The organism is Rhodanobacter sp. Root179 (assembly GCF_001428465.1).
Taxonomy (GTDB): Bacteria; Pseudomonadota; Gammaproteobacteria; order Xanthomonadales; family Rhodanobacteraceae; genus Rhodanobacter.
Genome location: NZ_LMHR01000051.1, coordinates 22,764 through 34,757 on the forward strand (window position 1 = coordinate 22,764; position 11,994 = coordinate 34,757).

Annotated in this window: 11 protein-coding genes; 5 read left to right on the forward strand and 6 right to left on the reverse strand. The window is 68.4% G+C overall.

Annotated features, from left to right (window positions below; translation table 11 throughout):
- Positions 1-68: 68 nt before the first annotated feature.
- Entirely contained in the window at positions 69-1,025 is a 957-nt protein-coding gene (locus ASD82_RS03685; RefSeq protein WP_056715577.1) for a Ku protein, read from the reverse strand.
- A gap of 207 nt (positions 1,026-1,232) precedes the next feature.
- Between ASD82_RS03685 and ASD82_RS03690 the strand changes: the two genes are divergently transcribed.
- Together ASD82_RS03690 and ligD are read left to right on the forward strand one after the other, a co-directional pair.
- Complete coding sequence (locus ASD82_RS03690) at positions 1,233-2,240, forward strand: SDR family oxidoreductase (RefSeq protein ID WP_056715580.1); 1,008 nt, start codon at positions 1,233-1,235, stop codon at positions 2,238-2,240.
- 12 nt (positions 2,241-2,252) lie between these two features.
- A complete protein-coding gene (ligD, locus tag ASD82_RS03695; RefSeq protein WP_056715584.1) occupies positions 2,253-4,796 on the forward strand; it encodes a DNA ligase D in 2,544 nt (847 codons plus the stop codon).
- A 21-nt stretch (positions 4,797-4,817) separates the two neighbouring features.
- On the opposite strand, the gene ASD82_RS03700 is transcribed toward ligD, so the two are convergent.
- The gene (locus ASD82_RS03700; protein ID WP_056715611.1) at positions 4,818-5,366 is read right to left on the reverse strand and encodes a type 1 glutamine amidotransferase domain-containing protein; all 549 of its coding nucleotides are present in this window, start codon (positions 5,364-5,366) and stop codon (positions 4,818-4,820) included.
- 230 nt (positions 5,367-5,596) lie between these two features.
- Between ASD82_RS03700 and ASD82_RS03705 the strand changes: the two genes are divergently transcribed.
- Together ASD82_RS03705 and ASD82_RS17610 are read left to right on the forward strand one after the other, a co-directional pair.
- Positions 5,597-6,250: a UdgX family uracil-DNA binding protein gene (locus tag ASD82_RS03705; protein ID WP_056715614.1), complete on the forward strand. Its 654-nt coding sequence runs from the start codon at positions 5,597-5,599 to the stop codon at positions 6,248-6,250.
- Positions 6,247-6,387: a hypothetical protein gene (locus tag ASD82_RS17610; RefSeq protein ID WP_157599177.1), complete on the forward strand. Its 141-nt coding sequence runs from the start codon at positions 6,247-6,249 to the stop codon at positions 6,385-6,387. The genes ASD82_RS03705 and ASD82_RS17610 overlap by 4 nt, the downstream gene beginning before the upstream one ends.
- A 58-nt stretch (positions 6,388-6,445) precedes the next feature.
- Here ASD82_RS17610 and ASD82_RS03710 read toward each other — a convergent pair whose 3' ends face one another.
- From ASD82_RS03710 to ASD82_RS03725, 4 genes are all read right to left on the reverse strand, one after another.
- The gene (locus tag ASD82_RS03710; RefSeq protein WP_056715586.1) at positions 6,446-7,507 is read right to left on the reverse strand and encodes a DNA topoisomerase IB; all 1,062 of its coding nucleotides are present in this window, start codon (positions 7,505-7,507) and stop codon (positions 6,446-6,448) included.
- A 106-nt stretch (positions 7,508-7,613) separates the two neighbouring features.
- Positions 7,614-8,141, reverse strand: coding sequence for a single-stranded DNA-binding protein (ssb, locus tag ASD82_RS03715; protein ID WP_056715591.1), 528 nt, complete (start codon positions 8,139-8,141; stop codon positions 7,614-7,616).
- 162 nt (positions 8,142-8,303) lie between these two features.
- Positions 8,304-9,287 carry a DedA family protein/thiosulfate sulfurtransferase GlpE gene (locus tag ASD82_RS03720; RefSeq protein WP_056715593.1) on the reverse strand — a complete coding sequence of 328 codons (984 nt, stop codon included), beginning with the start codon at positions 9,285-9,287 and terminating at the stop codon, positions 8,304-8,306.
- Positions 9,288-9,394: 107 nt separating this feature from the next.
- Positions 9,395-10,597, reverse strand: a complete 1,203-nt coding sequence (locus tag ASD82_RS03725) for an MFS transporter (protein ID WP_056715596.1) — start codon at positions 10,595-10,597, stop codon at positions 9,395-9,397.
- A gap of 131 nt (positions 10,598-10,728) precedes the next feature.
- Between ASD82_RS03725 and ASD82_RS03730 the strand changes: the two genes are divergently transcribed.
- Positions 10,729-11,730 (forward strand): polyprenyl synthetase family protein, encoded by a 1,002-nt coding sequence (locus ASD82_RS03730; protein WP_056715599.1) that lies wholly within the window; start codon positions 10,729-10,731, stop codon positions 11,728-11,730.
- Positions 11,731-11,994: the final 264 nt, after the last annotated feature.

The window sequence follows — 11,994 nt, forward strand, 5'->3', positions numbered from 1 at the left end:
GAAGCGTGCATGTCGAGGGTGCATCTGCCGGATGGATCGACGCGTCGTCGGCATGCCCGCACGAACGCTCAACCTGCCTTGCGGGTTGCCGCGCGCTTTTTGGCAGGCGTTTTTTTAGCGGCGGACTTCTTCCCTGCCGTCGACTTGCCCGCCGGCTTGTCCGTGCTCTTGCCGCGGGCGGTTTTGCCGGCGGATTTCGCCGCGGTCTTCTTCGCGGGCGTGCGCTTGTTGCTTGCCAGGCTCTTCTGCAGCAGCGACATGAAGTCGACCACGTTGGTGGTGGCGTTCTCCGGCATGTCGGCTTCGTCTTCCGATTCGGTGGTCACCACACCCTTCGACTTCATCCGCTTCTCGATCACCTTGCGCAGGCGGTCGCGGAATTCGTCGCGGTACTCGGCCGGATTCCACTCGTCGCTCATCGATTCGATCAGCTGTTCGGCCATCTGGATCTCCCTGGGCGAGATCCGGTATTGCGACGCGGCGCCTTCGGGAATCTTGTAATCCTCCGCGTCGACCAGCTCCTGCGGATAGCGCAGCAGCATCAGCACCAGCGCATTGCCGCGCGGCATCACCGCGGAAAGATATTCGCGGGTGCGGATCACCACCCGCGCGATGCCGATGCGGCCGGTGCGCTTGAGCACTTCGCGCAGCAGCACGTAGCCCTTCTCCGCCTTCTTGCCGGGCACCAGGAAGTACGGCTTCTCGAAATATTCGGGGCCGATCGAATCGGCCTCGACGAAGGCCTTCACGTCGACCACCTCGCGTCCGTCGGCGGCGGCGGACTTGATGTCCTCCGGCTCCAGCACGACGTAGCTTCCCTTGGCGTATTCGAAGGCCTTGACGATCTCCTTCCACGGCACCTCTTCGCCGGTTTCGGCATTGACGCGCTCGTAGCGCACCGGCGTGTTGCTGCGGCTGTCCAGCATGCGGAAATGCAGGTCGACGCTGCGCTCGCCGGACATCAGCGACACGGGGACGTTGAGCAGGCCGAACGAAAGGGTTCCGGTCCAGATGGGACGTGCCATGCGGGCGCTCTCCGGCAAGGGTTGGTTGGACCAGAACGCCAGCGCGTCGCGTTCCCTCGCCGACGGCGGCACAAGCTGGCGTTGAGCGCGGACTATCGCGGGGCGCGCGTGGACGTGCTGTCAAATGCGCCCTGACCCTTGCTTCACCTGTGGCGTACGCCGTAGCCGCTAGCGTGGTTTCCATCCCCACGCACGGAGTACCGAACCATGGCAGCAACCACGCGCACCGCCAAGGCGGCTAGGGCGACGGTGGAGCGCCAGCGTGCGATCCAGGCCGCGACCGATCGCGACGACCAGCGCAAGAAGGCGTTCAAAGGTCCGGCATCGAAGAAGGCGGCTCCGCAAAAGCCGGCGGCCGCAACGAAAAAGCCGGCAAACCCGCTGCCGCGGCAGCACCAGAAAAAGCCCGGCAGCGAGCAGGACCTCGACCCGCGCCCCCAGTTCATGGCGCCCAACTACGCCGGCTCGGGCAAGCTGGCCGGCATGTCCGCCCTGATCACCGGCGGCGACTCCGGCATCGGGCGGGCGGTGGCGGTGCTGTTCGCCCGCGAAGGCGCTGACGTGGCCATCGTCTACCTGAGCGAGCATGCCGATGCCGAGGAAACCCGCGACTATGTCGAGGGCGAAGGCCAGCGCTGCCTGCTGATTCCGGGCGACGTCAGGGACCCGGCGTTCTGCCGTAAGGCGGTGGCGAAGACGGTGAAGGCGTTCGGCAAGCTGTCCGTGCTGGTCAACAACGCCGCCTTCCAGGAACATGCCGATTCGATCGAGGACATCACCGACGCGCATTTCGACGAGACCCTGCGCACCAATCTGTACGGCTATTTCCAGATGGCCAGGGCCGCCTCGCCGCACCTGGGCAGCGGCTGCTCGATCATCAACACCGGCTCGGAGACCGGGCTGTTCGGCAATGACAAGCTGCTCGACTATTCGATGACCAAGGGCGGCATCCATGCGTTCACCAAAGCGCTGGCCTCGAACATGGTGTCGCGCGGCATCCGGGTGAACGCCGTCGCGCCCGGCCCGGTGTGGACGCCGCTGAATCCCGCCGACCAGCCGGCCGAACGCGTGCGCGAGTTCGGCAAGTCCAGCGCGATGGGTCGCCCCGCGCAACCGGAGGAACTCGCCCCCGCCTACGTCTTTCTCGCCGCGCCCTCGTGCGCCAGCTACATCTCCGGCGCAGTGCTGCCGGTGATGGGCGGACCGACCAGCTGACCCGGAGCGATCATGGGCAACCTGCGGGATTACCAGCGCAAGCGCGACTTTTCGAAGACGCGCGAACCGGCCGACAACGCACCGGGCAAGGCCAACGGCCGGGCCATCTTCGTGGTGCAACTGCATCACGCCAGCCGCCGCCATTTCGATTTCCGCCTGCAGGTCGGCGATACGCTGAAGAGCTGGGCGGTGCCCAAGGGCCCGAGCTACGACCCCGAGGTGAAACGCCTGGCGGTGGAGGTGGAGGATCACCCGATTTCCTACGCGGGTTTCGAGGGCGACATCGAACACGGCTACGGCAAGGGCCACGTCGATCAGTTCGATCTGGGCGTGTGGACCACCGAGGGCGACGCCGAGGCGCAGTTGCTGAAGGGCCACCTGCGCTTCGAGCTGTTCGGCAAGCGGCTCAAGGGTGGCTGGCACCTGGTGCGCAGCGGGCGCAAGGAGCGCCAGCCCGCGTGGTTCCTGATCAAGGCGAAAGACGCGTTCGCCGGCGACGTGGAAGCGGACGACCTGCTCGACGCGAAGATGACCCGCAGCACCCGCGCCGCCGCGAAAACGCCGGCCACCCGGGCGGCAGCGAAAAAGTCCACCGCGCGCAGGAAGGCCGTGCCGAAAGGAAGGAAGTTGCCGCGGCTGCGCCTGGCGAAGGCCGCCGCCGCGCTGGACGGCGCGCGCCCGGCCACGCCCGGCGCGGAGTTCTTCAAGCCCGAGCTGGCGCGCCTGCGCGAGTTTCCGCCCGAGGGCGAGCAATGGCTGCACGAGGTGAAGTGGGACGGCTACCGCATCCTTGCCGCGATCGCCGACGGCGAGGTGAAGCTGTGGTCGCGCAATGCGCTGGCGTGGAACGATCGCCTGCCCGACATCGTGCAGGCGCTGGAATCACTGGGGCTGCAATCCGCCCGGCTCGACGGCGAACTGATCGCGCTCGATCCGCGCGGGCACAGCGACTTCAACGGCCTGCAGGCGACGCTGTCCGGCGAGGCGCAGTTGCCGCTGGTCTACATGCTGTTCGACCTGCCCTACCTCGAAGGCAGCGACCTGTCGCGGGTGAGCCTGCTGGAGCGCAAGCAACTGCTGCAACAGCTGCTGGCCCACGCACCGAAACACCTGGCCTTCAGCAGCCATGCGATCGGTGACGGCGAAGACGCGTTCCGGATGGCCACCGAGCAGCAGTTGGAAGGAATCATCTCCAAGCGCGTCGATTCAGCTTACCGGCCCGGCCGCGGCGACGACTGGCTGAAGATCAAGCGGCTGGAAAGCGACGAGTTCGCGGTGGTCGGCTACACGCCGCCCAAGGGCAGCCGCAGCGGTTTCGGCTCGCTGCTGCTGGCCAGGCCCGACCCGTCGGTGAAGGACGGCTGGGTGTACGTGGGCCGCGTGGGCACCGGCTTCAGCGACGAACAACTGCGGCAACTGGGCAAGACGCTTGCCGACAATGGCAGCAGGAAGCCCACCGTGAAACTCGCCGCGATCGACCCCTTGCTGCGCGACGCGCACTGGGTCGAGCCGAAGGCCGTGGCCGAGGTGTATTACCGCGGCATCGGCAACAAGAACCTGTTGCGCCAACCGAGCCTGAAGACCATGCGTACCGACAAGACCGCCGCCGACCTGACCGACTCCGACCGCACCCCTTCCGCGCCCGCCGCCAGGACGTCCACTCGTCGCAAGCGCGCCAGGGCCGCCGACATCACCATCACCCACCCCGATCGCGTGGTGTATCCCGAGGACGGCATCACCAAGCAGGAAGTGGCCGACTACTACGCCAGCGTGATGACATGGTTCCTGCCCGGCGTGGTGGATCGGCCCACCTCGGTGATTCGTTGCCCGGAAGGCACCGAGAAGGCCTGCTTCTTCCAGAAGCACATGATCCAGGGACTGAAGCACGTGGGCAGCGCGAAGCTGAAGGAAGAGTCCGGCGCCCAGGCCACCTACATCTATCCGCGCGATGCCGATTCGGTGATCGAACTGGTGCAGTTCGGCGCGCTGGAATTCCATCCCTGGGGCGCGACCATCGCGCAGCCGGACAAGGCCGACCGCGTGGTGTTCGATCTCGACCCCGGCGAGGACGTGGCCTGGGATCGCGTGGCGGCCGCCGCGCGGCTGGTGCACAGGCTGCTGGCACAACTGGGGCTGGAATCGTTTCTGCGCACCACCGGCGGCAAGGGCCTGCACGTGGTGGTGCCGCTCAACCCCGGTTGTCCGTGGCCGCAGGCAAAGGGCTTCGCCCAGGCCTTCGCCAGCTCGCTGGCGCAGGCCCATCCGCTGGAGTTCATCGCCACCGCCAGCAAGGCGCGGCGGGGCGGCCTGATCTACATCGACTACCTGCGCAACAGCCGCGGCGCCACCAGCGTGGCCTCGTACTCGCTGCGCGCGCGAACCGGCGCGCCGGTGGCGATGCCGCTGCGCTGGAACGAACTGGGCAAGCTGAAAAGCGGCCACGACTTCGACATCCACTCCACGCCGAAACGGCTGGCGCGCCTGCGCAGCGATCCGTGGGAAAGCATCGGCGAGCTGCGGCAGAACCTCGACGAGGTGATGGACAGGCTCGGTTGAATCCCGCCTTCGGCCATGGCCTTACGCGGTGGCGCCCAGCGCGTCGATGATGGCGTCGGCAAAGGCCGGAATGTCATCGGGCTTGCGGCTGGTGATCAGCTGGCCATCGCGCACGACTTCGCTGTCCTGCCAGTGCGCGCCGGCATTTTCCAGATCCTTGCGCAGCGAGGGCCACGAGGTGACCTGGCGGTTCCTGACCAGGCCAGCGTCGATCAGCGTCCACGGACCATGGCAGATCGCCGCCACCGGCTTGCCCGCGTCGTCGAAGGCCTTGATCAGGGCGATGGCGGCCGGTTCCAGCCGCAGCTTGTCCGGGTTCATCACGCCGCCGGGGAGCACGATGGCGTCGTACGGTTCGGGCGTGGCGTCTTTCAGCGCCACGTCCACGGCCACCTGCTCGCCCCAGTCGCCCTTGCTCCAGCCCTTGATCCGGCTGGCGCCGCCGGGCGCGATCACGTCGGTCTGCGCGCCGGCCTGTTCCAGCAGGCGCTTCGGCTCGGTCAGTTCGGACTGCTCGAAGCCGTCGGTGGCGAGGATGGCGATGCGGCGACCGGTGAGATTGAAAGACATGACGTGCTCCATGATCGAAAGCCGCAGCATGTTCGACGGGCCGTACAGTCGACGTCGCCTTGCCGTGAGCAGCACGTGACCGGTGCAGGCGCCGAGCGCGTTGACAGCCCATGCACCGGTGGCCTGCGATGGTGCGGACGCGCCGCGGCGACCGTGGCGTGGAAGCTTCGCATCCCCGACCTGCACGGGCACAACGACATGTCGATCTCACTGCCGATGCGGTTCCGCTCGTGATTGCGCTGGCAAAACCCGTCGAGCACGTGCCCACAGGCCACCTGGCGACCTTGCGCCGCAAGGCGGCGGATTGCCGCGACTGTCCGTTGTGGCGCCATGCCACGCATACCGTGTTCGGCGAAGGGCCGGCCCGCGCGCCAGCCATGCTGATCGGCGAACAGCCCGGCGCACAGGAGGACCTGGCCGGCGCACCGTTCGTGGGGCCGGCAGGGCAACTGCTCGACCGGGCGATGGCCGAGGCGGGGCTCGATCGCCGGGCGCTCTATCTCACCAACACCGTCAAGCATTTCAAGTACGAGCTGCGCGGCAAGGCGCGCCTGCACAAGCGCGCGAACGCGGCCGAGCAGGCCGCATGTCGCCAATGGCTGGCCGCGGAACTGGACCGGGTGCAGCCGCGCCTGGTCGTGGGCCTGGGCGCAATGGCGGCGCAGACGCTGTTCGGCAATGCGTTCCGCATCAGCACGCAGCGGGGGCAATGGCGCGACCTGGCCTCGCCGGTGCGCGGACTGGCCACCTGGCATCCGTCGGCGGTGCTGCGGATGCCGCGCGAGGAGCGCCGCCACGCGGCCTACCTCGAACTGGTCGCCGACCTGCACCAGCTGGCGCTGGCCCTGGCTGCGCTGGCCCGGCAAACCGGAGCGAAGCGATGAATCGCCGGCGAGTGGCCTTGCGGGTGTTGCTGCTGGGCCTGATCGCGGTGCTGGCCGCCGGGTTCTACCTGGCCATCACCCACCAGGAGGCGCGTCCGGACGACCGTTCGCCGACGAGCACCAGCCCGCAGCCCTGAGCCGCCAACGGCGCGGCTTCAACGCGTCGACCGTGCGAGCCCCTGCTGGGGGCTGAAGCTAACCGGCACGCAGGAAGCGCAGCACCCGCTGCTCCAGCTGGCGCGGATGCGCCGCGACGGCCGGCGGAATCGCCCGCTGCAGGCTGCCGTCCAGCCAGCCTTCCAGCACGCGCGGATGGATGTAGGAGCCGCGGCACACGGCCGGCGTGTTGCCCAGGATCGCGGCGACTTCGGCGACCGCTTTCGCCAGTGCGCTGCGGCGAGCCTGCTCGCCACCCTTGCGCGGCAGCGGCGTGCCGGCGAGGATGCGCGCCGCGTGCACGGTGCCGCCCCAGGTGCGGAAATCCTTGGCGCTGAATTCATGCTCCTGGCCATTGCCGCAGGCCGCATGCAGATAGTCGTTGACCATCCCCGAATCCACCGGCTGGCGCTGGCCATCGTCATCGATGTACTGGAACAGTCGCTGCCCGGGCAGTTGCTGCACGCGGCGCACGATCCGCACCAGTCGCCGGTCACCCAGCTCCACCTCGCGCTCCTGCCCGCTCTTGCCCCGGAACGCGAAGCGCAGCCGCCCGCGCTGCGCGCGCACGTGGCGCGTGCGCAAGGTGGTGAGCCCGTAGCTGCGGTTGTCGCGGGTATAGCAGTCGTTGCCGATGCGGATCAGGGTGTCGTCGAGCAGGCGCACCAGCAGGGCCAGCAGCTTGTCGCGGGGCAGGCCGTCCACGGCCAGGTCCCGCCGCACGCGCCGGCGCAACGCGGGCAGCGCCTTGCCGAAGGCCATGATCCGGTCGAACTTGCCCAGGTCGCGGTACTCGCGCCAGCGCGGGTGGTAGCGGTACTGCTTGCGCCCGCGGGCGTCGTAGCCGGTGGCCTGCAGGTGGCCGCGCGGATGGCTGCAGATCCACACGCGGGTATACGCCGGCGGTATCGCCAGCGCGCGGATGCGTGCCAGCTCGTCGCGATCCGTCACCGGCCGGCCATCCGCATCGCGGTAACTGAAGCCTTTGCCCCGTCGTCGCCGGCTCAGGCCCGGCTGCGCATCGCTGACATGGACCAGACCCATCGCACGCGTTTCGATTCGCGGGTCGGAGGCGTTCGCATGCGCAGGATCTGTGGCCATTCGCGCCGAGTATGCGCAGGCCGGGTCAACGACAGGTGAGCCGCGCCGCGCAAAGAAAAAGCCCATGCAGTGCATGGGCTTTTCGGCTTGCCGCAGTGGCGCGGGATCAGAACGGAATTTCGTCATCCGCAAAGCCGCTGTCGGCCGGAGCCGGCGCCTGCCGCGACTGGTTGCCGTAGTTGTCGCCGCCGCGCGGCTGCGACTGGCCGCCGCCGTAGTTGCCGCCGCCCTGGCGCTGGCCGCCGCTCTGCGGACGCTCGCGCTGGTAGCCACCGCCACCACCGCCGCCGCCACCTTCGTTGCTGCCCAGCATCTGCATCTCGCTGGCGATGATGTCGGTGAAGTATTTCTCGACGCCGTCCTTGCCGGTGAACTTGTCGGTGCGGATCGAGCCTTCGATATAGACCTGGCGCCCCTTCTTCAGGTACTCGGCGGCGATTTCGCCGAGGCGGCCGAAGATCTTGATCCGGTGCCACTCGGTGCGTTCCTGCTTCTCGCCGGACTGCTTGTCGGTCCAGGATTCGGAAGTGGCCAGGCTGAAGCTGCAGATGCTGGTGCCGCTGCCGGTGCTGCGCAGTTCGGGGTCGGAACCCAGGTTGCCGACCAGGATGACCTTGTTGATGCCACGTGCCATGGATGTGTCCTCGGTTGAGCCGGCCGCAAATTTTTCGATGGGTTGCGGGCGGAGTGATGAAACTGGCTGGCCATGATACCTGCGCCGCGGGACGAATCCAGCGCCCCGGCCCGGAAATCCGTACGCCCGCGCCGGGGCGGGCTGTCTGCCCCGGGCGGAGGTTCAGGCCGGCAGATCGGCCGTCTGCGGGTCGGCCATCCCGGACGGCGGCGGCAGCCGCTCGATGCCGTAGCCGGCCGCGTCCCAGGCCTCCAGCCCGCCCAGCAGCGGACGTACCCGCCGGTAGCCCTGGCCGATCAGCACCTTGGCCACGCGGGCGGCGGAGACCTCGTTGGGGCAATTGCAGTAGACCACCAGCTCGTGGTCGAACGGAATGTCGTTCACGCTGCGGTCGATGCCGTGCTCGTCCAGCAGCAGGGCGCCGGGCAGCATCCGGGTATCAAGCAGGCGCGAGCCCGGCGCCCGCACGTCCAGCACCACCGGCGCCCGGGCGGACTGCATCGCCTGATGCAGTTCGTCCACCGAGATGCGCGCCATGCGCAGCGTGCGCAGCAACTGCCGGCGCTGCCACCAGCGCGCCAGCACGTACAGCGCCAGCAGCACCAGCATCGCCTCCAGCGCCAGCGTGCCGGCGTTGGCGATCGCGGCCAGCAGGTCGTCGATCTGGGCCGCGAACGCATAGCCCAGCCCGATCGCCACCGCGGCCCACAGCGCCGAGCCGACGCCGTCGAACAGCAGGAACCTGGAAAGCGGCAGGCCCATCGCACCGGTCAGCGGCGGCGCCACCGTGGCCAGTCCGGGAACGAACTTGGCGATCAGCAGGATCTGTCCGCGCCAGCGCTGGAAGTGCAGCTCGGAGCGCTCCACGCAGGAATCGGGCGACAGCGAAATGCGGCACAGCAGGCGCATCACGCCGCCGCCGTAACGCCGCCCCGCGGCAAACCACACCGCGTCGCTGAGCAGCGCGGCGGCCACCGCGACCGGCAACACCGCAGCCACGCTCATCTGCCCGCCGGCCACCAGCGCACCGGCCACCACCAGGGTCGGCACCGCCGGCAGCGGCGCGCCCAGTTGGGTCACCAGCACATTGAGGAACACCAGCAGCACGCCGTATTGCGCCATCAGCGCGATGATTTCATGAGCCATCGGAGCGGTACTCCATGCAGCGAAGTCGCCGTGGCAACATCATTGGGCCGCCGATCCGCCATTGCAAACCCGGCGCAGTCCGAACGCCGGCGGTGCCGGGATGGCCGCTACGCGGGTTGGGCTTCGCCTGCGGCCTGGCGGCCCATCCGGCGCGCGCCGGCGATCACCAGCGGCAGCCACAGCACGGTGAACGCCGCGGCGCAGACGAACACGCCATCCGGCCCGAGCCGGCCCAGCGCCATGCCGCCCAGGGTGCCGCCCACGAAGGCGCCGATGAACTGGCTGGTCGAGTACGCGCCCATCGCGGCGCCGCGCAAATGCTCCGGCGCCAGCCGCGAGACCAGGCTGGGCAGCGCGGCCTCCAGCAGGTTGAAGGCAGAGAAGAACACCGCGGCGGCCACGCCGAACGCGGCCAGGTGGCTGCCCGAGAACGCGAAACCCAGCAGGGCCAGCCCGATCGCCACCACGCAGACCATCACGATGCGCAGGCTTTGGGCCACCTCGCGCATGTGGTGCAGGCTCGCGCCCATCACGAAGGCCGCCACCGTCATCACCGGCAGGTACAGCTCCCAGTGCCGGCTCACCGGCAGGTGCAAGGTGTTCGCCAGCAGCAGCGGCAGGCCCACGAAGCTGGCGGTGAGCAGCGCGTGCAGGAAGAACACCGAGCCGTTCAGCACCAGCATGCGGCCATCGCGCAGCATCGCCAGCACGGCGCCGAAGCCCGCCGCGGCGGGCGCCCGCGCACGTTCCGGCGTGGGCACGATCAGCCACAGCAGGATCAGCGACAGCAAGGCCAGGATCGAAGTGGCGCCGAACAGGCCGGGCAGCCCGGCGATCGCCTCCAGCGGCGGCCCCAGGATCAGCGCCAGCAGGAAGGCCAGCCCGATCGACACGCCGATGATGCCCATCGCCTTGCCGCGGTTCTCCTCGGCGGTGAGGTCGGCCACCAGCGCGATGCCGGCGCCCGCCACCGCACCCATGCCCTGCACCGCGCGACCGATCACGATGCCGGTGAGCGTGTGCGACATCGCCGCGATCAGCCCGCCGATGGCGAACAGGACCAGGCCCAGGGTGATCGCCGGCTTGCGTCCGATGCGGTCGGACAGCAGCCCCAGCGGGATCTGCAGCAGCACCTGGCCGATGCCGTAGACGCCCAGCGCCAGGCCGATCATGAAGCCGGTGGAGCCGGGCATCGTCTTCGCGTACAGCGAGAACACCGGCATGATCAGGAACAGCCCGAACAGGCGCAGGCTGATCACGCAGGCCAGGGTCAGCGCGCTGCGCAATTCGGGACGCGAGAGTTTGCTCACCGGAAGTCGGACATCGAGAAAGTCATGTCCGGCATTATAAGGGGAGGCCTTGTCACCCGTTTGCGGCGACATGTCGCGGCGCAGGTTCCTGCAGCCCGTATAATCGCGGTCTACGCCGCTGTGATGCCTCCATGAATTCGATGCCCGCCGACGCTCCCCGACCCGCCGACTTCGCTCAGGTGCGCGACCTCGCCGCCGCCGACATGCAGCGGGTCGACGCGTTGATCCGCCAGCGGCTGTCCTCCGACGTGGTGCTGATCAACCAGATCGCCGACCACATCATCGCCTCCGGCGGCAAGCGACTGCGCCCGATGCTGCACGTGCTGGCCGCCGGCGCCGCCGGCTACCGCGGCGAACACCACACCAAGCTCGCCGCGATCATCGAGTTCATCCACACCTCCACCCTGCTGCACGACGACGTGGTCGACGAATCCGACCTGCGCCGTGGCCGCAAGACCGCCAACGCACTGTGGGGCAACGCCGCCAGCGTGCTGGTCGGCGACTTCCTGTACTCGCGCTCGTTCCAGCTGATGGTGGAACTGGACGACATGCGCATCATGCGCATCCTTGCCGACACCACCAACACCATCGCCGAAGGCGAAGTGCTGCAGCTGCTCAACATCGGCAACGCCGACGTCAGCGAGGCGGCGTATCTCGCCGTGATCGAACGCAAGACCGCCGTGCTGTTCGCCGCCGCCACCGAACTGGGCGGCATCCTCGGCGGCCTGCCGGAAAACCAGATCGCCGCGCTGCGCCGCTACGGCATGGAACTGGGCTACGCCTTCCAGATCGCCGACGACCTGCTCGACTACACCAGCGACGCCGGCACCCTGGGCAAGAACATCGGCGACGACCTCGCCGAAGGCAAGCCGACCCTGCCGCTGATCTACGCACTGGAGAAAGCCAGCCCGGAACAGGCGCAATCGCTGCGTCACGCGATCGAACACGGCGGCCTCGATTCGCTCGACCGCATCATCGCCGCCATCGGCGAATCGGGTGCGCTGGAGCGCACCCGCGAGCGCGCCCTGCAGCATGCCGACGCAGCGCGCGAAGCGCTGGCCATCCTCGCGCCTTCGGCACACCGCGACGCGCTGGCCACCCTGGCCGACTACTCGGTGCAGCGCACGTTCTGAGTCGCCCTCGAGGCGCTGCGCGTTTGCGCGATGCCTGTTCGTGCGCACGCACATTTGCGCGTCCACGTGTCTGTCCGCACATCTGTGGTAGCGCATATCACACTCGTCATTCCGAAGGCCGGAACAGCTTTAAAACAGCGAAGCTGGTCATCGCACTTGCCGTTGCGAACGGAGCTTTTGCGCGCGCCTGCGCATCAGAGCAAAAGCTTTCGTCTGCCTACGGCAGCCGAGCCACCTTTCTCTGAGTGGCCAGAGAAACGTGGC

Coding starts and splice junctions, on each gene's coding strand:
- ASD82_RS03685 (WP_056715577.1), bottom strand. CDS start 1,025: ATGGCACGTCCCATCTGGACCGGAACCCTTTCGTTCGGCCTGCTCAAC.
- ASD82_RS03690 (WP_056715580.1), top strand. CDS start 1,233: ATGGCAGCAACCACGCGCACCGCCAAGGCGGCTAGGGCGACGGTGGAG.
- ligD (WP_056715584.1), top strand. CDS start 2,253: ATGGGCAACCTGCGGGATTACCAGCGCAAGCGCGACTTTTCGAAGACG.
- ASD82_RS03700 (WP_056715611.1), bottom strand. CDS start 5,366: ATGTCTTTCAATCTCACCGGTCGCCGCATCGCCATCCTCGCCACCGAC.
- ASD82_RS17610 (WP_157599177.1), top strand. CDS start 6,247: ATGAATCGCCGGCGAGTGGCCTTGCGGGTGTTGCTGCTGGGCCTGATC.
- ASD82_RS03710 (WP_056715586.1), bottom strand. CDS start 7,507: ATGGCCACAGATCCTGCGCATGCGAACGCCTCCGACCCGCGAATCGAA.
- ssb (WP_056715591.1), bottom strand. CDS start 8,141: ATGGCACGTGGCATCAACAAGGTCATCCTGGTCGGCAACCTGGGTTCC.
- ASD82_RS03720 (WP_056715593.1), bottom strand. CDS start 9,287: ATGGCTCATGAAATCATCGCGCTGATGGCGCAATACGGCGTGCTGCTG.
- ASD82_RS03730 (WP_056715599.1), top strand. CDS start 10,729: ATGAATTCGATGCCCGCCGACGCTCCCCGACCCGCCGACTTCGCTCAG.